Genomic DNA, 25039 nt, shown 5'->3' on the forward strand with positions numbered 1-25039 from the left:
CGGTTGGGGGCAGTAACGCCCTGAAACCCACGAATTCATCCAAGAGTACCGATCATGACCCAAGTCAAACTGACCACCAACCATGGCGACATCGTCCTGGAACTGAACGCTGAAAAGGCACCGCTGACCGTTGCCAACTTCATCGAATACGTCAAAGCCGGTCACTACGAAAACACTGTTTTCCACCGCGTCATCGGTAACTTCATGATCCAGGGCGGCGGTTTCGAGCCAGGCATGAAAGAAAAGAAAGACAAGCGCCCAAGCATCCAGAACGAAGCCGACAACGGCCTGCCGAACGAGAAGTACACCGTGGCCATGGCCCGCACCATGGAGCCGCATTCGGCTTCCGCGCAGTTCTTCATCAACGTGGCTGACAACAGCTTCCTGAACCACAGCGCCAAGACCACCCAGGGCTGGGGCTACGCCGTGTTCGCCAAAGTCGTTGCAGGCACCGACGTTGTCGACAAGATCAAAGGTGTTTCCACCACTATGAAGTCCGGCCACCAGGACGTACCAGCAGAAGACGTGATCATCGAGAAAGCCGAGATCATCGAAGCGTGATACTGCTGATTTCAGACTTGCATCTGGAAGAGGAGCGCCCGGACATTACCCGGGCGTTTCTGGATTTACTCGCCGGACGCGCCCGCTCGGCGAGTGCGCTGTACATTCTGGGCGACTTTTTCGAGGCGTGGATTGGCGACGATGCCATGACGCCGTTCCAGCGTTCCATCTGCCAGGCCCTGCGCGATCTTAGCGACAGCGGCACGGCGATTTTTCTGATGCACGGCAATCGCGACTTCATGCTTGGCCAGGCCTTTTGCAAACAGGCCGGCTGCACGTTGTTGAAGGACCCGAGTGTCGTGCAGCTCAACGGCGAGCCGGTGCTTTTGATGCACGGCGACAGCCTCTGCACCCGCGACGAGGCGTACATGAAGCTGCGTCGCTACCTGCGCAACCCGATCACCCTGTTCATCCTGCGGCACTTGCCGTTGCGCACGCGGCATAATCTGGCGCGCAAGCTACGCAGCGAAAGCCGCGCGCAGACGCGGATGAAGGCCAACGACATTGTCGATGTCACGCCGGAAGAAGTGCCGCGGATCATGCAGGCCTATGGCGTGAAGACCTTGATCCATGGCCACACCCATCGCCCGGCCATCCACAAGTTGCAGATTGGCGAGCAAGCGGCCAAGCGGATTGTGTTGGGGGATTGGGATCGTCAGGGTTGGGCGTTGCAGGTGGATGAGAACGGGTTTGCGTTGGCGCCGTTCGACTTCGCCCCGCCGCCACAGCTGGCTTTGCCAAACGGCTGAGAGCCCCCCCTCACCCCAGCCCTCTCCCCAGTGGGGAGAGGGGGAAAGGGAGCCGATCTCCATCATTTTCCAGACCTGAGTTCGACTCGGGCTTTCAGGTCGATGTAACTCAAAAAAACAACTCGGTCAGTCCCCTCGCCCTCTGGGAGAGGGTTAGGGTGAGGGCTCGATCCTGAGCCTTACCCTTAATGGCCGGAGGTAGCAGGCCCCGCCTTCGCCGCAAACGGTGGTTTCGCCAGCCACACAATCACGATCAAGCCCATGAACGCCCACCCCAGCAACGTGAAGTAATCCACGGTGGAGAGCATGTACGCCTGACTGGTCAGCACATGATCCAGCTGCGCATACGCCGGGTTGCTCGGCCCGCCCAGCGCATTCAGTGCCTCACGGGTCGCGGGCTCATAAGTACTGATGCTTTCGCTCATATAGGCGTGATGCTGGTCCGCCCGACGGATCCAGATCCACGTCGTCAACGACGCCGCGAAACTACCACCCAAAGTCCGCAAAAACGTCGCCAGGCCCGCGCCGTCGGCAATCTGGCTCGGCGGCAGGTCCGACATCAGAATACTCAAGGTCGGCATGAAGAACAGCGCCACGCCAATGCCCATGAACAGCTGCACCAGGGCGATGTGCTGGAAGTCCACTTCATTGGTAAATCCGGCGCGCATGAAGCAGCTCAAGCCAATCGCCAGGAACGCCAGACCCGCCAGCAGCCGCAGGTCGAACTTGTGCGCGTACTTGCCGACAAACGGCGACATCAGCACCGGCAGAATCCCGATCGGCGCCACCGCCAGCCCCGCCCACGTCGCCGTGTAGCCCATCTGGGTTTGCAGCCATTGCGGCAGGATCAGGTTGATGCCGAAGAACCCGGCGTAACCCAGCACCAGCACAATCGTGCCGATGCGAAAGTTGCGGTAGGCGAACAGCCGCAGATTGACCACCGGGTGCTTGTCGGTCATTTCCCAGATCACGAACACCGCCAGCGCAATCACTGAAATGGCCGCGCCGATGAGGATGAAGTTCGACTCGAACCAATCCAGGTCGTTGCCCTTGTCGAGGATCACCTGCAACGCGCCGACGCCGATGATCAAGGTGATCAGCCCGACGTAATCCATCGGCTGACGGCTGGTTTCCACCGGACGCGCCTTGAGCTGCTGGCGCACCACCATCACCGCGAAAACGCCGATCGGCACGTTGATGAAGAAGATCCACGGCCAGCTGTAACTGTCGGTGATCCAGCCGCCGAGGATCGGTCCGGCAATCGGCGCCACCACTGTGACCATCGCCAGTAACGCCAGGGCCATGCCGCGCCTGGCCGGCGGATAGACCGCAATCAGCAACGTCTGGGTCATCGGGTACAACGGACCCGCCACCAGGCCTTGCAGCACCCGGAAGCCAATCAGCTCGGGCATCGAGGTCGAGATGCCGCAGAGAAACGAGGCGACGACAAACAGAATGGTCGCCCAGAGAAACAGCTTCACTTCACCAAAGCGCCGGCTGAGCCAACCGGTCAGCGGCAGCGCAATCGCGTTACTCACCGCAAACGAAGTGATCACCCAGGTGCCCTGCTCCGAACTCACGCCCAGGTTGCCGGAAATCGTCGGCAGCGCCACGTTGGCGATGGTGGTGTCCAGCACTTGCATGAAGGTCGCCAGCGACAGGCCGATGGTGCTGAGCAGCAGACTGGGCGGCGTGAATGACGCGTTATTGCTCATCGCGAATCCTTTGAAACCTGATTGGCGCCACGCCTGTTAAGACGCAGCTGACCTTGTGGGAGCGAGCTTTTGTGGCAAGAGAGCTTGTGTGGTGGATAAGCTTTTGTGGCGAGGGGATTTATCCCCGTTCGGCTGCGAAGCAGTCGCAAAGCTTTTGGGGCCGCTTCGCGACCCAACGGGGCGGTGCGACGTTTCGCTAAATCCCCTCGCCACAAAAGCTCGCTCCTGCAGGATCGGTGTCAGCGCTGCACGGTTTTGCTGACCGCTGCGCTGTTGTCGTGGATCAACTGCGTGATCATCGCGTCGGCCTCGGCCAACTGACGGTCGTAGACGTTGGTGCTGAACGAGGCCTTTTGCGGCGGCTGTTGCGCCAGCACCGGGCCGCTCTGGTCGTGCAGGTTCACATCGACCTGAGTCGACAGGCCCACCCGCAACGGATGCTTGGCCAGTTCTTCGGCGTTGATGTGAATCCGCACCGGCACCCGCTGCACGATCTTGATCCAGTTACCGGTGGCGTTCTGCGCCGGCAGCAGGGCAAACGCGCTGCCAGTACCGGCGCCAAGGCTGTCGATGGTGCCGCTGAATTTCACATCGCTGCCGTACAGATCGGCCTCGATGTCCACCGGCTGACCGATACGCATGTCACGCAGCTGGGTTTCCTTGAAGTTGGCGTCGATCCACAGCTGATCCAGCGGAATGACCGCCATCAGCGCCGTCCCCGGCTGGACGCGCTGGCCCAGTTGCACGGAGCGTTTGGCGACATAACCGGTGACCGGCGCGATCAAGGTGCTGCGGGAGTTGTTCAAGTAGGCCTGACGCAACTGCGCGGCCGCCGCCATTACGTCTGGATGCGACGAGACCACGGTGTCGTCCACCAGCGCACTGGTGGTTTTCAGTTGCTGCCTGGCGTTGGCCAGTGCGTTTTGCGCCGAGGTCAGGTCGTCGCGTGCGTGGGACAGTTCTTCCTGGGAAATCGCCCCGCCAGCGGCGAGATTCTTCCGGCGATTGAAGTTGTCCTGGGCCTTTTGTACTTCGGCCTGCTGGGCGTTGACCTGGGCTTTCATGCCGTCGACGTTGCTGTACAAGCCGCGAACCTGACGCACGGTGCGGGCCAGGTTGGCCTGGGCACTTTGCAGACCGACCTGGGCGTCGTTCGGGTCGAAGTTGATCAGCACCTGGCCTTCATGGACCAGGTCGCCATCGTCGGCACCGATGCTGACCACGGTGCCGGTGACCAACGGGGTGATTTCCACCACGTTGCCGTTCACATAGGCGTCGTCGGTGCTTTCATTCCAGCGCCCGAAAAATTCGTGATAACCCCAGACGCCGACACCGGCGAGGATGACCACGATCGCCAGGGCGACCAGCATGATTTTGCGTTTACGCGGATTGCTCGTGTCTTGAGCGCTGTCCGGGGCTTGAGGTGTATCGGCAGTGGCCATGACAAATACCTTGAATTAGTTGTGCTGCGTGGCTGGGAGTGCGTTGGCCGCGGTCAGGGTTTCGCCCTGGAAGCCGCCGCCCAGCGCCTGCATCAGTTGGATCGACAGGTCGATCTGCTCGGCGTTCAGGTTGGCCAGCTGACGCTGGGCCTGGAGCAATTGCTGCTCGATGCTGAGCACGTCCAGGTAGTTACCGATGCCGGAACCGTAGCGCTGGACCACGGTGTTGTAAGAATCCTGGGCAATGTCGGTGGCATGTTGCTGCGCCCCGATCTGCCGGCCGATGTCGCGTAACTGGTTGATGGTGTCGCTGACATCACCCAGCGCTTTCACCAGGCTTTTGTTGTACTGCGCCACCGCGAGGTCGTAATCGGCGTCGCGGGAATCGAGGTCGGCACGCAGGCGGCCGCCGTCGAAGATCGGCACGGAGATGGTCGGCGCAACGTTGAAGAAACGGCTGGCCGAACCAAACATCGCGTCACCCAGCAACGACTCGGCACCGGCCGCGGCGCTCAGGTTGAGGTTGGGGTAGAACTGGGTTTTGCCGGCATCGATGTTTTTGCTCGCCGCCTCGACCCGCCAGCGAGCGGCGACCAGGTCTGGACGACGACCGAGCAATTCGGCGGGCAATACCGACGGCAACGCCACGACGCTGGCTTGCAGAATCTTCGGCCGGGCAATTTCATTGCCGCGATCCGGGCCTTTGCCGAGTAGCACGGCCAAGGCGATTTTCGCGCTTTGCAGGCGTTTTTCGGCGTCGATCAGGCTCGCTTCGGAGCTGGCTTCCAGGCTTTCGGTTTGCTGGAACTGGTACTGGCTGTCGATCCCCGAGCTCAGGCGGCGCTGACTCAGATCAAGCATCTGCTTGGTGCGCTTGAGGTCTTCGTTGGCCAGGTCATAGACGATGTGCGCCTGACCCAGGTCGCTGTAGGCGCGGGCGACGTCGGCAGACAAGGTCAGCTGCGCAGCCTGCTGATCGACTTCGGCAGCACGGGCCTCGCCCAACGCGGCTTCCCAGGCATCGCGCTGACCGCCCCAGAGGTCGAAGTTGTAATTGAAAACGGCACCGATGTTGCGCACGGTGGAATACGTACCGCCCTGCCCGCTCGGGTCTTGATCGCGGGCCAGACGCGAACGGCTGACACCGGCGCTGGCATCGAGAGTCGGCATGCGCGCAGCGTCGGCGGCATAGGCGGCGGCGCTGGCCTGGTGGGCGCGGGCGTCGGCGATCTGCATGTCGGGGCTGTCGTGCAGGGCTTCGCGGATCAAGCCATCGAGTTGCGGGTCGCCGAGGCTTTTCCACCAATCGCTTTTCGGCCAGGCGGCGGGCGACAGGGTCACACCACTGAGGGAATGCCCGGCCTTGAGGTTTTTCGCCTCGAGGCTGACGCCTTCGGTATTCAGGCCGCTGTAACTGGCGCAACCGGCCAGGGTCATGGCCGCCAGCACCAGGCTGAGGCCGGCACGCAAGGTCTTACTGCTCATTTGTCACCTACCCGCAGCAGCGTGATCGAGTCACCGGCTGCCACCAGCATTTTCTTGAGGATCTGTTCCAGGGTTTTCAGTTCTTCCGGAGTGATCGCACCGGCCAGTTCATTCATGGCGTCGGCGCCGATCTCCGGCAGGCGGTCAGTCAATTGCTGGCCTTGCTCGGTGAGCACCAGTTGCACCTGACGGCGATCCGCCTCGGAACGTTGGCGGGCGAGGAAACCTTTCTGTTCCAGACGGTCGAGCATGCGGGTCATCGAACCGCTGTCCAGCGACAAGTGACGGCACAGCTCGGCCGGCGTATCGACGCCGAACTGGGCCATGATGATCAGCACTTTGAACTGCGCGGCGGTGATGCCGTGGGGCTCCATGTGCGTGTCGATGATCCGGTCCTTGAGCAGCGCAGCGCGCCCGAGCAGGAGGCCGAGATGGCACGTGTGGAATTCGTCCGGGGTGAAGTGTTTCATCTGGCCACCAATTAGCTGCCTAGGCAGAGAATGTATGACGAGATGTTACTGCCTAGGCAGCCAATGTCAACGTAATAGTTAGGTTGCTTTCTATTTGACTGATAAATGGCGCAGCAAAGTTGCTTCGGATCGATGACCGCAGTGCGCCCATCGCGAGCAGGCTCGCTCCCACAGGTTCAGTGATATCCCTGTGGGAGCGAGCCTGCTTGCGATGGGAGCGACTCGGTTTCGGATGGGGACGCGGGTTAGAAATCCCGCTTGTAGAAGATGTCCAGCGAACTGGCCACGCCGCCGGCGGCTTCGAGGTAGACCTTTTTGCTCAGCTTGTAGCGCAAGGCAATGGTGTTGGCCGGCTCGAACACGCCCACGCCATAACGCAGGCTGAGCTTCTCGGAGATATTGCCGCTGGCCACGACGCTGGTGGTGTTACCGCTGCCCTGGGTGTCGAGCTGGAAGTCCTGAATCCCCAGGTCGTTAGCCAGTTTGCCGGTCACCCCGGAACTGCCCATCAACCCCAACCCGAGCGCCGCTTGCGCCAGCATGTTGTTGTCTTCGCCGTTGGTGCTCAGCGGGCGCCCCAGCACCAGATAGGACAAGGCCTGTTCCTGACTCATGGCCGGCTCGGAGAAAATCTGTGTGGTCGGCTGCTCAGCGCTGCCGCTGAGGCGAATGCCGGCGATCACGTCGTCGGTCTGGCGAATGGCTTCGATGTCCAGGTATGGCTGGTCAATCGGGCCGGCGAACAACAGCCGCGCACGACGCACCGTCAGCCGCTGGCCGTATGCCCGATAACGTCCATCGTTAAGCCAGAGCTCGCCACGGGTGTCCATGTTGTCGCCGATGTGCACATGACCCTGCAGGTTGGCGGTCAGGCCGAACCCGGCGAAGCTGAGTTTGTCCTCACCCACCACCACGTCGATGTCCATCTTCATGGCCAGCGGCGGTTTGCCCTCTTCGGTCTGCTGGCCGACGATCACCGTGTCATCGGAGACCTTGACTGTCGACGGCGGCAACTCGCGCACGGTGATTTCGCCCTTGGGCACTCTTACCTTGCCGGCGATCGCCAGTTGCTCTTCCTTCATCGAGATCTTCAGGTCCGGCGCGACTTCGAGCTTGGCATACGGTTCGACGGTGACGGGCAATTGCGAGCCCTTGAGCGTCAGGTCCACCACCAGCGCCTGACCCCAGGCGATGTTGCCGTTGAGACTGCCCTGCCCGCTCTTGCCGCTTTTCCAGCCGCCATTCAACTGCACGGTTTCCCCGGCGATCTGCGCTTGAACCTGCAAGGCCTGCAATTCCATCGGCAACTCAGGCCCGGACACTTCGCCGTCGCTGAGCAGCAGATTGCCGTTGACCTGCGGCGCCAGCAGATCGCCAGAGAGCGTGCCGCTGCCATTCAAGCGTCCGGTGAGTTTCTCGACCATCGGCACAAACGGCCGCGCCACCGATACATCCAGCCCGCTAAGACGGAACGACCCGGTGAGCGGTTTGTTTTTCGGCAACGGATTGATTTGCGCCTGCACCATCAGTTCGCCGAGCTTGCCGCCGACGAAATTGAGGTCGGTATCGATGCGTTTAGGCGTGAGTTTGCTGGTGAGTTTCAGGGTCTGGTACGGGAAGTCCAGCCATTGATCCTTTTCCTTCATGCGCAACGTGCCACCGCTGGCATCGACGCTGACCTGACCGTTCGGGCCGCTGGCCGGCAGGTCCAGTTGCAGGTCGGCGTTGAGCTTGCCCGTCCAGGCGAACTCCTTCGGCATCCATTGCGCGAGGCTTTCGATCGGGAATTGCTTGAGGTGATAACGCAGCTTGGGTTCCGGCATCAGGCGCTGGTCTTCGCCACACAGGCTGGCCGCGCCGGACGTCCAGCAATGGGCGCCGAAGTTGATCTTGCCGTCCGCCAGCCGTTCAAGTTTCGCCGGGCCTTGCAGCTTCCAGTCCTGACCGCCGGCCTGGATATCGCCGCTGGCCAGACGCCCGCGCCAGTTGCCCTTGTCCAGATTTCCGTCCAGTCCAAGGGCCAGTTTCAGCTTCGGCCCTTGCAGGTCGAGAGTCAGTTTCTGGTTTTTGATGTCGCCCTGACCGCTGGCCGTTAGTGTGCCTAGCGAAGTGTCGCCGGCCTGAATGCCGCCGCCCTTGAGGTCGATTTTCGCCCGTTGCGCGCCGTCGAGGGTCGCGTCCAGGTTCAGGCTTTGCAGGCGATTGTCTTCGAAGGCCAGTTGCGTGCCTTGCAGCCCGAGCTTGCCTTGCGGCGCCTTGAGCGTACCGGCGACATCGATGCGACCGTTGAGCTGACCGCGCAATTGCGGCCAGAGTTGAGCCAGGCGCGGCAGCTTGATGTCGATCTGGCCGGCGAGCTTCTGTTGCAGGCTGCCCTTGCCGGTGATGCTGTTGTCGCCGAGGCGGATTTGCAGCGCGTTGAGGTTCCATTGCTCACCAGCGCCATCGGCCTTGGCCTGGATCACCGCCGGTTGCCCGCGCAGTTTGCCTTTGAGGTCGAGGTCGGCGCTCAGGCTGAGTTTTTCGTTTTTCATCTCGCCTTGGCTGCGCAACGGTCCGGCCAGCGTGCCCGGCAATTCCGCGACCCAATACGCCGGGTTGATCGCCGACAGGTCGAGCGCGGAGTCCCAGGCAATGCCATCGGCAAATTGCAGGTTCAGATGCCCGACGGCCTTGCCCTGCCCGGCGTCGAGTTGAATCTGTTGCAGATAGATTTTCGTCAGATCGCCGCTGAACGGGCTTTCGAGGCTGAATGCACCTGCCGGGCCATCGAGCGCCGATTTGAAGTGGCCGATGTATTTTCCGTCGGTGTAGGAGACTTCACCGTTGAAGCTGCGTAACGTGACTTCCGGCTCGTCGATCAGCGGATAGAGGCGATGCCAGGGGAAATCCAGCCAGTCGATCTTCGCGTCGGCGCTCAGGCCTTTGCTCCAGTCGAGGTTGCCGGTGAGCTTGAGGGTTTGCTTGTCGTTGGCGGTCAGGTCGAGGGCGGCAATCTGCGCACCGCTGGCGTCGACCTTGCCTTGCAGCAACAGCGCGACTGGGCCTTTTTCAGCAGGCAAGGTGGCTTTGCCAAGCAGTTGATAACCATCTTTCAGGTTGCCGTCGCCAGTGAGTTCCAGTTGATTGAGTTGCAAGGTGTCCGGCAGGTCGGCGCTGGGTTTGAAGCCGTCGGCGGTGATCCGTACTTTCGCCGGAAAGTTGTCGATCAGCGGTTGCAGTTCACCGGTCAGTTGGCCGTTCAAGTAACCGCTGCTGTCGGCTTTCAGGTTCAGGGTTTTCAGCAGGTCGCCGTCCACCTTCAGCGCCAGACTCCAAGGCTCGGGCGCCGGCAGGGTCAACGTGCCTTCGGCCTTGAGCGGCCAGTTGCCGCTGGGTTGCAGCAGGCCGGACAGGTTCAGGCTGAGCTCGTCACGCTGTAACTTCACCGAGTCGATCTGCAAGCCCTGCGCCGTCCAGTGCGCGGCCAGTTGCAAGCCTTTGAGTTCTTCGCTGCCGTTGAACATCAGACTGCCGACCTGCACATCACCCAGTTCGATCGCGAGGGGCAAGTCCAGATCCGGAAGCGTGATCGGCCCGCCGCTGTCCTCTTCGGTGCCCGGAGGGAATTGCAGGCTGACCTGATCGGCCTTCAATTGCTCGATGCACAAGGTCATGCGTGTCAGGCACAGCGGCGACCAGGCGAATATCGGTTTGCTCAGTTCAACCCGGCTGGTGTCCTGCTGCCACAACAGATGATCGGCACTCCACTGCCCGCCCAGCCGGCCCTGGAAATTCTCCACGGTCAGACCCGGCACAAAACCCAGCGCCCAGCGGCTGCCCGTCGCCGTGCCCAGCACCGTGGTCACGGCGACGATGACCAGCATCAGCAGCGCCAGAATCGCCAGCAGCGTTATTTTCAAACCACGCTTCACAGCTCGGGCCCCATGGAAAAGTGCAGTCGAATGCCGCCGTCGTCGTCCATCGCGTGGGCCAGGTCGAGGCGAATCGGCCCCACCGGGGACACCCAGCGCACGCCGATGCCGACGCCGGTCTTGAGGTTCGGCAGGTCCAGTGTATTAAAGGAGTTGCCCTGGTCAACGAAGGTCGCGACCCGCCATTTTTCGGCGACGGAGTACTGGTATTCAACGCTGCCGGCGATCATGTAACGGCCACCGATGCGGTCGCCCTCGGAGTTTTCCGGGGACAGGCTTTGATAGTCGTAGCCGCGCACGCTCTGATCGCCACCGGCAAAAAAGCGCAACGATGGCGGGACTGACTTGTAGCCGTTGGTGGCGCTGCCGCCGACCTGCACCCGGCCGAGAAAACGGTGTTTATCGAAGACCGTGGTCAAACCTTTCACCAGTGCGGTGCCGTAGACCAGGTTGGTGTCCGATCCCAAGCCTTCCTTGGCCACTTTGGTTTCGAATTCCAGGCGATAACCGTTGTGCGGGTCGATGCGGTTGTCGCTTTTCAGGTAGGAATAACTGACGCCGGGCATCAGCAAGGTACTAAGTCCCGAATCGTCGCCGAGCCGGTATTCCTCGCGCTGCCACTTGAGCGATACCACGCGCTGCCAGCCGCTGGGCAACTTGCTGTGCCACTCGGGGCCGAGGGTCAGGAGTTTGCTCAGGGAATCCTTGTCGGCGATTTCTTCGTTTTGATAACCGCCGGCGAAGCGCAGTTTGTCGGTCAGCGGCGGGTCAAGGGGAATGTCGTAGAACACCCCGACGTTCTGCCGTGGCGCCGAGACTTCAGTCTCCCAGCCATAGCTGTGCCCCTGCGGATTGACCCAGTGCCGGGTCCAGTTGGCCTTGACCCGGGGGCCGACGTCGGTGGAGTAACCCAAGCCCAGTCCCATGGTCCGTGGTTTGCGGGTTTCGAGTTTGACGTCGACCGGGATCACATCGTTCTTCGATGCGGTCGGTGCCGCATCCACCCGCACGCTTTCGAAATAGCCGCTCGATTGCATCGCCTGATTGAGTTCGGCGATCAGTTCAGAGTCGTAAGGCGCGCCTTCCTTGAACGGCACCATGCGCCGCAGCAGGTCTTCATCGAACGGCGTGTCGCCCTCGAAACTGACCTTGCCCAGGGTATAACGCGGACCGCTGTCATAGACGAGGTCGATGTCTGCAACGCCGGCGCGCGGGTCTACCGATAAGGTCTGATGAGTGAAGTGGCCGCTGAAGAAGCCATAGCGCGAAGCCTGATTCTGGATCAGTTTCTTGGCGTCTTCATAGCGGCCATGGTTCAGCACCGCGCCGGTTGTCAGCGCAGCGCTTTTGGGCACCCGAAAGGCTTTGAGGGAGGCGGCCGGGCCGTCGACGCGAATCGTGACATTGCGCAAATGCACCGGCTCGCCGGGGTCAATGTTGAGGATCAGTCGCGGTTGTTTGCCGCCCTTCACGTCGCTGTCGATCTGCGGCTGGTAATACCCCAGGGCCTGGGCGGCCTTGCGCGCCTGTTCCTCGGCGCCACGACTGAAGCGCAGCAAGGCTTCTTCGTCACGGTCGCCGAGGCTGCCGATATAGCCCTCTATATTGGCTTTCAGTTCATCGTTGGACGGTTTGATCCGCACATCCAATTCACTTTGCGCCAGTGCCGCGCAGCTGGTGAACAGCATCAGCACGCCACTGGTAATTCTTCCTGGAAACTTCATAGGCGCGGATGCTATCACGAGCTTGGGAGCGTGATAGAGCCTGGCGTGGCGTGAAAGTTCTACCGTTAGGCCGTTGCTGTTTGTAACACCTGGGGATTGGCGTGGAAAAACACGTGTTCGCGGATCGGTCCTACGGCGACCTCGCCGATTTCCTCGTAGCCCTGACGCTTATAGAACTCCAGATAACGAGGATTCCCGGTATCAAGGATCACACCCTCGGAAGTTTCATCCACGGCGCACCAGTTATGCACCGCTTGCAGCAGTTGCTCGCCGAAGTGCTTGCCCTGGAACTGCGGATGAATCCCCAGCAACGGCAGGACATGCACCGAGTCGGACGGCACGCAGGCGGCAACGGCGGCGTGGTAATCGAGGTAGCGTCGGGTGCAACGAAAGCCGGCACTGAGCACCATGCGCAAACGCCAGGCCCAACTTTCAGTAATGCCCAGTCGACGTTGCGGCGGAGCAATCAGGGCGATGCCGATCAGGCGGTCGTTGACCAGCAGGCCAATGGCCGGCAGATCCTGAAGAAAGTGTTGTTTCACCAGTTCACGCACCGTTGCCCGCACACGATGTTCGTAGCCGGGACGTTCGGCCTCGAACAGGTAGCTGAAGGTCGGTTCGTGCCGGTAAGCGTGGTAAAGCAGGGAGCGCGCTTCGTGGGCATAGCCGTTGTCGAGCATGTGAATATCGGCAATGGCGGTCGAGGTTTCAGGCATAACGGTAGATCTCCCCGGGGCGCCGCTCAAAATGGCGGCACTCTTATTGGTACGAGCCTTTGGGTGGTAATACAGTTCCCCCACAGGTATAGACCAAGGCAGGATCTTCATCGACCTGACTGGCCTCATCGCGGGCAAGCCCGCTCCCACAGGTTCTGTGGCGTGCACAAATTTTGTGTTCGCTCGAGAACCCTGTGGGAGCGGGCTTGCCCGCGATGTGGCCGGCAAAGACAACGCAAGTCTGACAGAACGAGGTAACTGCGCAGTCTCAACACTGGCCCGATTCCTACAGGTCAGCTAGCATCGCCCTTTTGCCAGGACTGCCGACCATGAAGATCGTCTCCTTCAACATCAACGGGCTGCGCGCTCGCCCGCATCAGCTGGCGGCGCTGATCGAAAAGCACCAGCCGGACGTGATCGGCCTCCAGGAAACCAAGGTTCACGACGACCAATTCCCGCTGGCCGAAGTTCAGGCACTGGGTTATCACGTGTATTTCCACGGGCAGAAAGGCCATTACGGCGTCGCCCTGCTCTCGCGTAAAGAACCGATTGCGCTATACAAGGGCTTCGCCACCGATGAAGAGGACGCCCAGCGCCGCTTCATCTGGGGCACCTTCGCCGACGCCAACGGCGTGCCGGTGACCATCATGAACGGCTATTTCCCTCAGGGCGAAAGCCGCGATCACCCGACCAAATTCCCGGCCAAGGAACGTTTTTACAGCGACCTGCAGCAATTGCTGGAAAGCCAGTTCAGCAATGAACAGCCGGTGGTGGTGATGGGCGACGTGAACATTTCCCCGGAAGACTGCGACATCGGCATCGGCCCGGACAACATGAAGCGCTGGCTGAAAACCGGTAAATGCAGCTTCCTGCCTGAAGAGCGCGAGTGGATGGCCCGCTTGAAGAACTGGGGCCTGGTGGACAGCTTCCGCTACTTGAACCCGGACGTGGCCGACCGTTTCAGCTGGTTCGACTACCGCAGCCGCGGCTTTGAAGACGAGCCCAAGCGCGGGCTGCGGATTGACCTGATCATGGCGTCCCATGGGTTGTTGCCACGGGTCAAGGATGCGGGTGTGGATTACGAACTGCGCGGGATGGAAAAACCGTCCGATCATGCGCCGATCTGGCTTGAGTTGAGCTGATTTCCCAGGCTTCACACAGATCAAAATGTGGGAGCGAGCCTGCTCGCGATAGCGGACTTACATTCAATACAAGTGTTGACTGTTAAGCCCTCATCGCGAGCAGGCTCGCTCCCACATTTAGTAACTCTGTCATCTGTTAGAAACCTTACTGACTTATTCTCCCGGCACTTCCTTTGGCCAAACAAGGTGCCGGCATGACGCTGCGCGTGTTGTTCCTGTTGACGCTGTGCACCTGTTTGCCATTGACGGCGTTGGCGGGTGAGTTGCCGACACCCGAAAACGGCCCAATCCTGCGCATCCAGGGCTCCAACACCATCGGCGCCGCACTGGGGCCGGCGCTGGTCGAAGGACTGATGCGCGAACAGGGTCTGCTCAAGGTCCACAGCGAAGCCCCGGACAAAGCCAACGAACAACGCATCGTCGGCGAAACCGTTCAGGGACGCCGGGTGGTGGTGGAAGTCGCGGCGCATGGTTCCAGCACCGGGTTCAGCGCCCTGAAAACCGCCTCCGCCGACCTCGCCGCCTCATCGCGCCCGATCAAGGACGGCGAACGCTCAGACCTCAAATCCCTGGGCGACTTTAAAAGCCCTGGCGCCGAACAAGTCATCGCCATCGATGGGCTGGCGATCATCCTTCATCCGCAAAACCCCTTGAACCAACTCAACACCGAACAACTGGCGCGAATCTTCAGTGGCGAGGCGAGGACTTGGGAAGAACTCGGCGGCAGTGGTGGGACGATTCACCTGTATGCGCGGGATGATCAATCGGGTACGTACGACACCTTCAAGGAATTGGTCCTAAGTCGTCGTGGGAAAACGCTGGATAGCGCCGCGAAACGCTTCGAATCCAGCGAGCAATTGTCCGACGCTGTCAGCCTGGATCCGCAGGGCATCGGTTTTATTGGCTTGCCTTACGTGCGCCAGGCCAAAGCCGTGGCGATTGCCGATGGCCAGTCCCAGGCCATGTTGCCGCTCAACAGCCTGATTGCCACGGAGGATTATCCGCTGTCGCGGCGGCTGTTCTTTTACCTGCCACCCAACGGGACCAATCCTTGGGCGCAAGCGCTGGTTACGTTCGCGCAAAGCAGCAAAGGCCAGGCGATTGTCGCGGCCAACGGTTTTATCGCACAGACCGTGCAGGCCATGAGCGTCACGCCGAACGCCTTGATGCCCGAGGGTTACCAGGCGCTAAGCCGTCATGCCCAGCGGTTGTCGGTGAATTTCCGTTTCGAAGAAGGCAGCGCGACCCTGGACAACAAGGCCCGACAAGATTTGTCGCGGGTGCTCGACTATATAAAGCAGCGCGACAAAACCAACCGGCAGGTGACGCTGGTGGGGTTTGGGGATGCCAAGAGCGATCCGGCGCGTGCCGACCTGTTGTCGAAGCTACGGGCGATGGCTGTGCGCCGGGAACTGGTGAAGAGCGGCGTGGTGTTTCGCGAGATCCGCGGCTTCGGCGCCGAGATGCCGGTGGCGGCGAACAGCGCGGATGAGGGGCGGATCAAGAACCGGCGGGTTGAGGTTTGGGTGTATTGAACCTGCATGCGACCAAATGTGGCGAGGGAGCTTGCTCCCGCTCGGCTGCGCAGCAGTCGCAAAATCAGGCAACCCGGTAAATCTGAAACACCGGGTTGCCGTATTTCAGGGCCGCTTCGCGCCCCAGCGGGAGCAAGCTCCCTCGCCACAAAAGCCCAACGGGTTATTGCCCGCTACGCATCATCTCTTTCGGCACGTACTTGCCAATCTCGAACTTGCCGATCGCCGCGCGGTGCACTTCGTCCGGGCCGTCGGCCAGGCGCAGGGTACGCTGCATCGCATACATGTAAGCCAGCGGGAAATCGTTGGAAACCCCTGCCCCGCCATGGATCTGGATGGCCCGGTCGATCACCCGCAAGGCCACGTTCGGCGCGACGACCTTGATCTGTGCGATCTCGCTCTTCGCCACCTTGTTACCGGCGGTGTCCATCATGTACGCCGCTTTCAGGGTCAGCAGGCGTGCCATGTCGATCTCCATCCGCGAGTCGGCGATCTTGTCGATGTTGCCGCCCAGACGTGCCAGCGGCTTACCAAATGCAGTGCGGCTCACTGCACGTTTGCACATCAACTCCAGCGCACGTTCAGCCATACCGATCGAACGCATGCAGTGGTGAATCCGGCCCGGGCCAAGGCGACCTTGCGCGATTTCGAAGCCGCGCCCTTCGCCCAGAAGGACGTTTTCGTACGGCACGCGGACGTTTTCAAACAACACTTCGGCATGGCCGTGAGGCGCATCGTCGTAGCCGAACACCGGCAGCGGACGAACAATCTTCACGCCCGGAGCATCCACCGGCACCAGAATCATCGAGTGCTGGGCGTGGCGCGGCGCGTCCGGATTGCTCAGGCCCATGAAGATCAGAATCTTGCAACGCGGGTCGCAGGCGCCTGAGGTCCACCATTTTTTACCGTTGATCACCCACTCGTCGCCGTCACGCACAGCGCGGGCGGCCATGTTGGTGGCGTCGGACGAAGCGACGTCCGGTTCGGTCATGGCGAACGCCGAGCGAATCTCGCCGCGCAGCAGCGGTTCGAGCCAGCGTTGCTTCTGTTCTTCGTTTGCGTAACGCACCAGCACTTCCATGTTGCCGGTGTCCGGCGCGGAGCAGTTGAAGGGCTCAGGACCGAGCAGCGAACGGCCCATGATTTCCGCCAATGGCGCGTATTCGAGATTGGTCAGGCCGGCACCGAGTTCGGACTCCGGCAGAAACAGATTCCACAACCCTTCAGCCTTGGCCTTGAGTTTGAGCTCTTCCATGATTGCGGTCGGCTGCCAGCGATCGCCTTCGGCGACCTGGCGCTCGAACACCGCTTCAGCGGGGTAAACGTAGGTGTCCATGAACGCGGTCACGCGCTCACGCAGTTCCTGAACCTTGGGCGAATAAGCGAAATCCATGAGCAATTACCTTCTTGGGCAGAGGTTGTTTAGGTCATGCAATCGATGCTAGAACAGCTACGAAAATTTACCTAGCCTATTCTCGGCGTGTATTAACATTCATCACCGATATATGATCGGGTGATTGCCAAGGCCTCCGGCCGCAACAAAACGCCCCAAACAATAAGAGTGCAGCGCAATGAATCTGAGCAAGGTCGACCTCAACCTTTTCATCGTCTTCGACGCGATCTACACCGAAGCCAATCTGACCCGCGCCGGGCAGATTGTCGGCATTACCCAGCCAGCGGTCTCGAACGCTTTGGCCCGGCTGCGCGAGACCTTCAACGATCCGTTGTTCGTGCGCACCGCGCAAGGCATGGTCCCGACGCCGATGGCGCAAAACATAATCGGCCCAGTGCGCAACGCCCTCTCACTGCTGCGGGTGTCGGTACAGGAAAGCCGGATTTTCAACCCGTTGCAGGCCGTCAAGACGTACCGCATCAGCATGACCGACCTGACCGAAGCGGTGATTCTGCCGCCGCTGTTCCAGCGCCTGCGCCGCCTGGCGCCGACGGTGATCATCGAAAGTTTTCTGTCCAAGCGCCGCGAGACCACCAAGGAACTGGCGGCCGGGCGTCTGGACTTCGCTGTAGATGCGCCGCTCAACACTGACCCACAGGTGCGTCACGTCAAGTTGATGGAAGACCGTTACGTGTGTGCGATGCGCAAGGGGCATCCGCTGGCGGGCAAGGAGAAATTCACCCTCGATGATTACCTGTCGCTGACCCACATCCATATCTCCAGCCGCCGCAGCGGTCTGGGTCATGTCGACCTGGCCCTGGGAAAAATGGGGATTCAACGCAAGATCGCCCTGCGCTCCCAGCATTACTTGATGGCGTCCCAGGTGTTGCAGCAGACCGACATGGTCATGACCGTGCCGGAGCGCTTCGCCCGTCGGCATGACTTGTACTCGGTGAACCTGCCCGTCAACGACGTGCCGCCGGTGGAAACCCACCTCTACTGGCATGAAAGCACTGACCAGGACCCGGCCAACCGCTGGATGCGCGAACAGATGATCGAGTTGTGCCAACAAGTGACGGCGCATGAGAAGAAGCTCGATAAAGTGTAAGACGTTGCACCGCGGCGCCTACATCGCGAGCAGGCTCGCTCCCACAGGGTACATCGGTAGTACATGGATATTCTGTTCACTGAAGATCCCATGTGGGAGCGAGCCTGCTCGCGATGAGGCCAGCAAGGACACCAACAACTCACGCCCCTTGACGTAAACGTCAACCTGCCATTAGCTTAGCGCCATGACCTTTTTCGAGCGCTTCCATGAGCAGCCAGACCTATAGCATTTCCGACCTCGCCCGCGAGCTCGACATCACCACGCGGGCCATTCGCTTCTATGAAGAGCAAGGCCTGCTCAGCCCCGAGCGTCGTGGCCAGGAACGCGTGTATACGCCCCGTGACAAGGTCAGCCTGAAACTGATCCTGCGCGGCAAGCGCATTGGCTTCTCCCTGGCCGAGTGCCGCGAGCTGATCGAACTCTACGACCCCACCGGCGGCAATCAGAAACAGCTGCAAACCATGCTGAACAAGATCGCCGAGCGCCGCGAACAGCTGGAGCAGCAGATGCTCGACATCGAGCAGATGAAGCTGGAACTGGACACGGCGCAGGAGCGCTGCACCCAGGCGCTGGAGCAGACGATCAAGAGCCAGGAAGCGATTCAATAACCGACGAAAATCCCCTGTGGGAGCGAGCCTGCTCGCGATGGCGCCAGGCCAGTCGACATCAGTGTTGAATGTGCTACCGCTATCGCGAGCAGGCTCGCTCCCACAGAGGGGTCCTTCAGTATTCAGACAATCAGCACAGGTCGATTCCCATGTCCCTACCCACTCACGTACGCCTGGTCGAAGTCGGCCCCCGCGACGGTCTGCAAAACGAAGCACAACCCATCAGCGTTGCCGACAAGGTGCAACTGGTCGACGCGCTGACTGCTGCGGGCCTTGGCTATATAGAAGTCGGCAGTTTCGTTTCGCCCAAATGGGTGCCGCAAATGGCCGGTTCCGCCGAAGTCTTCGCGCAGATCCAGCGCAAACCGGGCGTGACCTACGGCGCACTTGCTCCCAACCTGCGCGGGTTTGAAGATGCTATCGCAGCCGGGGTCAAGGAAGTTGCGGTGTTCGCGGCGGCGTCCGAAGCGTTTTCCCAGCGCAACATCAATTGCTCGATCAGCGAAAGCCTGGAGCGTTTCGTGCCGATCATGGAGGCCGCCAAACAGCACGGCGTCAGCGTGCGCGGTTACGTGTCCTGCGTGCTGGGCTGTCCTTACGAAGGTAACGTCGCCCCGGAACAAGTCGCCCGGGTCGCCCGCGAGCTCTACGCGATGGGCTGCTACGAAGTCTCCCTCGGCGACACCATCGGCACCGGCACCGCCGGCGCGACCCGCAAGATGTTCGACGTGGTCTCGGCCGAGGTGCCGCGTGAAAAACTCGCCGGGCACTTCCACGACACCTATGGCCAGGCCATGGCCAACATCTACGCCAGTCTGCTGGAAGGTATCGCGGTGTTCGACAGCTCCATCGCCGGCCTCGGCGGTTGCCCGTACGCCAAGGGCGCCAGCGGCAACGTCGCCACTGAAGACGTGGTTTACCTGCTCAACGGCCTGGGCATTGAGACCGGCATTGATCTGGACGCGTTGATTCTGGCCGGTCAGCAGATTTGCTCCGTGTTGGGCCGCCCTACCGGCTCGCGTGTGGCCAAGGCTCGTAGCGCACAGTGAGGCGTGGGGGTGTTACCGCTGCGTCTGAAATGGGGGGCATAAGCGAGTAACACGGAAACAAATTGTCTGGTTTCGTCTGAACGAAAAATCCGACAAAATCTTAAATTGTTGATTTATAAGGTTTTTTTAAAGTTGGCACGGCTTCTGCTATCTCTACTGCATAACAAGAACAAAAAAAGCGGCAAACCTAATAAAAATAAGACGTAACGACTCTGACATAACAAAAACAACACGGCAGAGACGCAGCTAACAGATTTTTTTGGAGAGGATGTGCTTTTCAGGGTGCTTTTCGGAGTAACCCGCAACCGGGCAGAGAACAATAAAACTACCTTCAGGTAGCTCCCGAACTGGTTGGATCGCTTGGCGAAAAAGTAGATCAGCGCTCAAAAAAATACGTTTGCTCTTGATCCCGGATGGGGATCGACAAAAACAGCGGTAAAGGGTCACGGTCACTAAAAACAACAACAGACCGCCCCTCAATAATAAAAAAAGAGCACGCGCAACGACAAAATTAAAGGGGAGCTTCGGCTCCCCTTTGTGCTTTCTGCCATTCGGGTTTTCACCACCGCCCTTGTGGGAGCCAGCCTGCTGGCGATTGCGGCGGTTCAGACAAATGAATGTTACTGACACTCCGCTATCGCCAGCAGGCTGGCTCCCACAGGGGAGAGTTTGTCAGCCCTGCTTTTCGCGTAACTCCTCGATACTGATCTCGCGCATCCGGAATTTCTGGATCTTGCCGGTCACGGTCATCGGAAACTCTTCCACGAACTTGAAGTAACGCGGCGTCTTGAAGTGCGCGATGCGTTCCTTGCACCACGCTTGCAGTTCTTGTTCGGTCGCACTGTGGCCCGGGTGGAACTTGATCCAGGCGACGATCTCTTCGCCATAACGCGAGCACGGAATCCCGATCACCTGCACGTCTGCCACCGCCGGGTGGGTAAAGAAGAACTCCTCCAGCTCACGCGGGTAAATGTTCTCGCCGCCACGGATGATCATGTCCTTGTTGCGCCCGGCAATGCACACGTAGCCCTCTTCGTTCATGCTCGCCAAGTCACCGGTGTGCATCCAGCCGGCCTGATCGATGGCTTCTGCGGTGCCTTGCGGGTTGTTCCAATAGCCGAGCATCACGCTGTAACCGCGGGTGCACAATTCGCCAATGGTGCCGCGCGGCACCAGGTTGCCGGCCTCGTCGATGATCTTGCTTTCCAGTTGCGGCTGGGTCCGGCCCACGGTGGTGACGCGCAGTTCCAGTTCGTCTGACGGACCGGTCTGCAATGACACGGGGCTTGTTTCCGTCATGCCGTAGGCAATCTGCACCTCACTCATGTGCATGTCACTGATGACCCGGCGCATGACCTCGATCGGACAGGTCGCCCCGGCCATGATCCCGGTGCGCAGGCTCGACAGATCAAACTCGGCACGTTTGGGTTGATCGAGCATGGCGATGAACATGGTCGGCACGCCGTAGAGTGCCGTGGCTTTTTCTTCAGCCACCGTGGTCAGGGTCAACAGCGGATCGAATGCATCGTTGGGGTAAACCATGGTGCTGCCATGGGTGATGCAACCGAGGTTGCCCATGACCATGCCGAAGCAGTGATACAGCGGCACCGGGATCACCAGGCGATCATCGGCCGTCAGCCCGAGGCTTTCGCCGACCATGTAGCCGTTGTTGAGAATGTTGTAGTGACTGAGGGTCGCACCTTTGGGGAAACCGGTGGTGCCGGAGGTGTACTGAATGTTCACCGCCTGATCGAAATGAAGGCTGTCCTGGCGTTCGCGCAATTGTTCGGCGGATACGCTGGCGGCCAGATCGCCCAGCTGCGACCACGGAAGGAAACCCGACGGCGGCTGTGCATCCAGGCTGATGACGCCGCGTAATTCCGGCAGGCGCTCACTCTGCATCTTCCCGATGGATTGCTCCGCCAGCTCGGGCACCAGGCCTTGTAGCATGCCGTGATAATCAGAAGTCTTGAAGGCACCGGCGCAAACCAGCCATTGGCAGCCGGACTGCTTCAACACGTATTCGAGTTCGGAGCTGCGATACGCCGGATTGATGTTGACCAGGATCACACCGATTTTCGCGCTGGCGAACTGGCTGATACACCACTGCGCGCAATTCGGTGCCCAGATACCGAGGCGGTCACCGGCCTGCAAGCCCAGCGCTAACAGGGCTCTGGCGTGCAGGTCGACGGCGTCGGCCAGTTGCTGCCAAGAGTAGCGCAACTGCTGATGGCGAACGACCAGCGCCTCCCCGTTCGGATATCGCGCGACGGTCTGATCGAACTTTTCGCCGATGGTCATCGCCAGCAAGGCTTTGTCCTGGGAACCACGGGTGTAACTGCGCTGCGGGCTTGCACTGGGTTGATCCATGACGACCCCTATTGTCTTTATTAGTGGGTGTTACGGCGGCCCCCACAGGGTTGGCTCGCCTTCTATGAACTGGCCCTACTGTCGCTCAAGTTGACGTTAACGTAAAGGGTGATTGACAGCCATTCGTCACAGGCTTACGTTAACGTAAAGGTGAGAGCTGAATCACTGCCCTCCCCACCCTACAAAAAAGCCAAAAGGTGACCCATGAGCTACCCATCCCTGAATTTTGCCCTCGGTGAAACCATCGACATGCTGCGCGATCAGGTTCAGTCCTTCGTTGCCAAAGAGATCGCCCCGCGCGCCGCTCAGATCGACATCGACAACCTGTTCCCGGCCGACCTGTGGCGCAAATTCGGCGACATGGGCCTGCTCGGCGTTACCGTGCCGGAAGAATATGGCGGTGCCGGCCTGGGTTACCTCGCGCACGTGGTGATCATGGAAGAAATCAGCCGCGGCTCGGCCTCGGTCGCTCTGTCTTACGGCGCGCACTCCAACCTTTGCGTCAACCAGATCAACCGCAACGGCAATCACGAACAGAAAACCAAATACCTGCCCAAGCTGATCAGCGGCGAGCACATCGGCGCCTTGGCCATGAGCGAACCGAATGCCGGTTCCGACGTGGTGTCGATGAAACTACGCGCCGATAAACGCGGCGATCACTACGTGCTCAACGGCAGCAAAACCTGGATCACCAACGGTCCCGACGCCAACACCTACGTGATCTACGCCAAGACCGACCTGGAAAAAGGCCCGCACGGCATCACCGCCTTCATCGTCGAACGTGACTGGAAAGGCTTCAGCCGCAGCAACAAATTCGACAAGCTCGGCATGCGCGGCTCCAACACCTGCGAGCTGTTCTTCGACGACGTCGAAGTGCCGGAAGAAAACATCCTCGGCATCCTCAACGGCGGCGTGAAAGTGCTGATGAGTGGCCTCGACTACGAGCGCGTTGTGCTGTCCGGCGGCCCGACCGGGATCATGCAGGCCTGCATGGACCTGATCGTTCCCTACATCCACGACCGCAAGCAGTTCGGCCAGAGCATCGGCGAGTTCCAACTGATCCAGGGCAAGGTCGCCGACATGTATACGCAACTCAACGCCAGCCGCGCCTATCTTTATGCGGTCGCCCAGGCTTGCGAACGCGGCGAAACCACCCGCAAGGACGCCGCCGGCGTAATCCTCTACAGCGCCGAACGCGCCACGCAAATGGCCCTCGATGCGATCCAGATTCTTGGCGGCAACGGCTACATCAACGAATTCCCGGCTGGTCGTCTGCTGCGTGACGCCAAGCTGTACGAAATCGGCGCCGGCACCAGTGAGATTCGTCGCATGCTGATCGGTCGCGAACTGTTCAACGAAACCCGCTAAACGGAGCTGTCCATGGCTATCCTGCATACCCAGCTCAACCCCCGTTCGGCGGAGTTCGCGGCCAACAGCGCGGCGATGCTCAAACAGGTCGACGCCCTGCACACCCTGCTCGCCCAAGTGCAGCAAGGTGGCGGCCCGAAGGCGCAAGAGCGTCATACATCGCGGGGCAAATTGCTGCCGCGTGAGCGGATCAATCGTCTGCTCGATCCGGGTTCACCGTTTCTCGAAATCAGCCAACTGGCGGCCTACGCGGTGTACGGCGAAGACGTTCCGGCGGCTGGCGTGATTGCCGGGATCGGCCGTGTTGAGGGCGTCGAATGCATGATCGTCGCCAACGACGCCACGGTGAAAGGTGGCTCGTATTACCCGCTGACCGTGAAAAAACACCTGCGCGCCCAGACCATCGCTCAGCAGAACCGCTTGCCGTGCATCTATCTGGTGGACTCCGGCGGCGCCAACCTGCCGCGTCAGGATGAAGTGTTCCCGGACCGTGAGCACTTTGGACGGATCTTCTTCAACCAGGCCAACATGAGCGCCATGGGCATTCCGCAGATCGCGGTGGTCATGGGTTCTTGCACGGCGGGTGGCGCATATGTGCCAGCAATGGCCGACGAAGCGATCATGGTGCGCCACCAAGCTACGATTTTCCTCGCCGGCCCGCCGCTGGTGAAAGCGGCGACGGGTGAAGTGGTCAGCGCCGAAGACCTCGGCGGTGCCGATGTGCACTGCAAGATTTCCGGAGTGGCCGACCACTACGCCGAGAGCGATGAACACGCCTTGGCCATTGCGCGACGCAGCGTTGCCAACCTCAACTGGCGCAAACTCGGCGAACTGCAACAGCGCACGCCGATCGCCCCGCTCTACGCCAGCGACGAGTTGTACGGCGTGGTCTCGGCCGACGCCAAGCAACCGTTCGATGTGCGCGAAGTGATCTCGCGGCTGGTCGACGGTTCGGTGTTCGACGAATTCAAAGCGCTGTTCGGGACCACCCTGGTGTGCGGCTTCGCGCATCTGCACGGTTACCCGATCGCGATCCTCGCCAACAACGGCATCCTGTTCGCCGAAGCCGCGCAGAAAGGCGCGCACTTCATCGAACTGGCCTGCCAGCGCGGCATTCCATTGCTGTTCCTGCAAAACATCACCGGTTTCATGGTCGGTCAGAAATACGAAGCCGGCGGAATCGCCAAGCACGGCGCGAAACTGGTGACCGCCGTGGCGTGTGCCAAAGTGCCGAAATTTACCGTGATCATTGGCGGCAGTTTTGGCGCTGGCAACTACGGGATGTGCGGTCGGGCTTACGATCCGCGCTTCTTGTGGATGTGGCCGAACGCGCGCATCGGCGTGATGGGCGCCGAACAGGCCGCAGGCGTGCTGGTGCAAGTCAAGCGTGAGCAGGCCGAGCGCAGTGGCCAGGGTTTCAGCGCCGAGCAGGAAGCCGAGATCAAGCAACCGATCCTCGATCAATACGAAGAACAGGGCCACCCTTACTACTCCAGCGCACGGCTGTGGGACGACGGTGTCATTGACCCGGCGCAAACCCGCGACGTGCTGGCCCTGGCCTTGTCCGCGTCGCTGAACGCGCCAATCGAACCGAGCCGCTTCGGCGTGTTCCGGATGTGATTTTCTGTGGGAGCGGGCTTGTGTGGCGAGGGAGCTTGCTCCCGTTCGATTGCGAAGCAATCGCCGTCGC

General features: G+C 60.5%; 19 protein-coding genes. 9 read left to right on the forward strand and 10 right to left on the reverse strand.

Features of this window, described 5'->3' with window-relative positions:
* Positions 1-54: 54 nt before the first annotated feature.
* Both ACRC4F_RS05555 and lpxH read left to right on the forward strand, forming a co-directional pair.
* Positions 55-561 carry a peptidylprolyl isomerase gene (locus tag ACRC4F_RS05555; RefSeq protein WP_438658436.1) on the forward strand — a complete coding sequence of 169 codons (507 nt, stop codon included), beginning with the start codon at positions 55-57 and terminating at the stop codon, positions 559-561.
* Complete coding sequence (gene lpxH / locus ACRC4F_RS05560) at positions 558-1310, forward strand: UDP-2,3-diacylglucosamine diphosphatase (RefSeq protein WP_438658437.1); 753 nt, start codon at positions 558-560, stop codon at positions 1308-1310. The genes ACRC4F_RS05555 and lpxH overlap by 4 nt, the downstream gene beginning before the upstream one ends.
* 185 nt (positions 1311-1495) lie before the next feature.
* Here lpxH and ACRC4F_RS05565 read toward each other — a convergent pair whose 3' ends face one another.
* The 7 genes from ACRC4F_RS05565 to ACRC4F_RS05595 all read right to left on the reverse strand — a co-directional run bounded on the left by ACRC4F_RS05565 (position 1496) and on the right by ACRC4F_RS05595 (position 12776).
* The gene (locus ACRC4F_RS05565) at positions 1496-3025 is read right to left on the reverse strand and encodes a DHA2 family efflux MFS transporter permease subunit (protein WP_438658438.1); all 1530 of its coding nucleotides are present in this window, start codon (positions 3023-3025) and stop codon (positions 1496-1498) included.
* Between the two features lie 239 nt (positions 3026-3264).
* On the reverse strand, positions 3265-4467 hold the full coding sequence (locus ACRC4F_RS05570; RefSeq protein WP_438658439.1) for an HlyD family secretion protein: 1203 nt from the start codon (positions 4465-4467) through the stop codon (positions 3265-3267).
* Between the two features lie 15 nt (positions 4468-4482).
* Positions 4483-5952 (reverse strand): efflux transporter outer membrane subunit, encoded by a 1470-nt coding sequence (locus tag ACRC4F_RS05575; protein WP_438658440.1) that lies wholly within the window; start codon positions 5950-5952, stop codon positions 4483-4485.
* Positions 5949-6422 (reverse strand): MarR family winged helix-turn-helix transcriptional regulator, encoded by a 474-nt coding sequence (locus ACRC4F_RS05580; RefSeq protein ID WP_438658441.1) that lies wholly within the window; start codon positions 6420-6422, stop codon positions 5949-5951. The genes ACRC4F_RS05575 and ACRC4F_RS05580 overlap by 4 nt, the downstream gene beginning before the upstream one ends.
* Before the next feature lie 245 nt (positions 6423-6667).
* Positions 6668-10336 (reverse strand): translocation/assembly module TamB domain-containing protein, encoded by a 3669-nt coding sequence (locus tag ACRC4F_RS05585; RefSeq protein WP_438658442.1) that lies wholly within the window; start codon positions 10334-10336, stop codon positions 6668-6670.
* Positions 10333-12060, reverse strand: coding sequence for an autotransporter assembly complex protein TamA (locus tag ACRC4F_RS05590; protein WP_438658443.1), 1728 nt, complete (start codon positions 12058-12060; stop codon positions 10333-10335). The genes ACRC4F_RS05585 and ACRC4F_RS05590 overlap by 4 nt, the downstream gene beginning before the upstream one ends.
* A gap of 65 nt (positions 12061-12125) precedes the next feature.
* Positions 12126-12776 carry a GNAT family N-acetyltransferase gene (locus tag ACRC4F_RS05595; protein ID WP_438658444.1) on the reverse strand — a complete coding sequence of 217 codons (651 nt, stop codon included), beginning with the start codon at positions 12774-12776 and terminating at the stop codon, positions 12126-12128.
* A 329-nt stretch (positions 12777-13105) separates the two neighbouring features.
* Between ACRC4F_RS05595 and xthA the strand changes: the two genes are divergently transcribed.
* Positions 13106-13918 (forward strand): exodeoxyribonuclease III, encoded by an 813-nt coding sequence (gene xthA / locus ACRC4F_RS05600; protein WP_438658445.1) that lies wholly within the window; start codon positions 13106-13108, stop codon positions 13916-13918.
* 194 nt (positions 13919-14112) lie between these two features.
* Positions 14113-15453 carry a substrate-binding domain-containing protein gene (locus ACRC4F_RS05605; protein WP_438658446.1) on the forward strand — a complete coding sequence of 447 codons (1341 nt, stop codon included), beginning with the start codon at positions 14113-14115 and terminating at the stop codon, positions 15451-15453.
* 163 nt (positions 15454-15616) lie between these two features.
* Here the strand turns inward: ACRC4F_RS05605 and ACRC4F_RS05610 are convergent, their stop codons facing one another.
* A complete protein-coding gene (locus ACRC4F_RS05610; protein ID WP_438658447.1) occupies positions 15617-16846 on the reverse strand; it encodes an acyl-CoA dehydrogenase in 1230 nt (409 codons plus the stop codon).
* Positions 16847-17024: 178 nt separating this feature from the next.
* Between ACRC4F_RS05610 and ACRC4F_RS05615 the strand changes: the two genes are divergently transcribed.
* The 3 genes from ACRC4F_RS05615 to ACRC4F_RS05625 all read left to right on the forward strand — a co-directional run bounded on the left by ACRC4F_RS05615 (position 17025) and on the right by ACRC4F_RS05625 (position 19611).
* A complete protein-coding gene (locus ACRC4F_RS05615; RefSeq protein ID WP_008148497.1) occupies positions 17025-17954 on the forward strand; it encodes a LysR family transcriptional regulator in 930 nt (309 codons plus the stop codon).
* Between the two features lie 206 nt (positions 17955-18160).
* Positions 18161-18562: a MerR family transcriptional regulator gene (locus ACRC4F_RS05620; protein ID WP_253429380.1), complete on the forward strand. Its 402-nt coding sequence runs from the start codon at positions 18161-18163 to the stop codon at positions 18560-18562.
* A gap of 149 nt (positions 18563-18711) precedes the next feature.
* Positions 18712-19611, forward strand: coding sequence for a hydroxymethylglutaryl-CoA lyase (locus tag ACRC4F_RS05625; RefSeq protein WP_438658448.1), 900 nt, complete (start codon positions 18712-18714; stop codon positions 19609-19611).
* Between the two features lie 246 nt (positions 19612-19857).
* On the opposite strand, the gene ACRC4F_RS05630 is transcribed toward ACRC4F_RS05625, so the two are convergent.
* A complete protein-coding gene (locus ACRC4F_RS05630) occupies positions 19858-20241 on the reverse strand; it encodes a hypothetical protein (protein WP_438658449.1) in 384 nt (127 codons plus the stop codon).
* 42 nt (positions 20242-20283) lie between these two features.
* Positions 20284-21981 (reverse strand): AMP-binding protein, encoded by a 1698-nt coding sequence (locus tag ACRC4F_RS05635; RefSeq protein ID WP_438658450.1) that lies wholly within the window; start codon positions 21979-21981, stop codon positions 20284-20286.
* Positions 21982-22185: 204 nt separating this feature from the next.
* On the opposite strand from ACRC4F_RS05635, the gene ACRC4F_RS05640 reads away from it, so the two are divergent.
* Positions 22186-23349 (forward strand): isovaleryl-CoA dehydrogenase, encoded by a 1164-nt coding sequence (locus tag ACRC4F_RS05640; protein ID WP_438658451.1) that lies wholly within the window; start codon positions 22186-22188, stop codon positions 23347-23349.
* Between the two features lie 12 nt (positions 23350-23361).
* The gene (locus tag ACRC4F_RS05645) at positions 23362-24969 is read left to right on the forward strand and encodes a carboxyl transferase domain-containing protein (protein ID WP_438658452.1); all 1608 of its coding nucleotides are present in this window, start codon (positions 23362-23364) and stop codon (positions 24967-24969) included.
* The last annotated feature ends 70 nt before the right edge of the window (positions 24970-25039 follow it).

Source organism: Pseudomonas sp. (genome assembly GCF_051660785.1).
In the GTDB taxonomy this organism is placed as follows: domain Bacteria; phylum Pseudomonadota; class Gammaproteobacteria; order Pseudomonadales; family Pseudomonadaceae; genus Aquipseudomonas.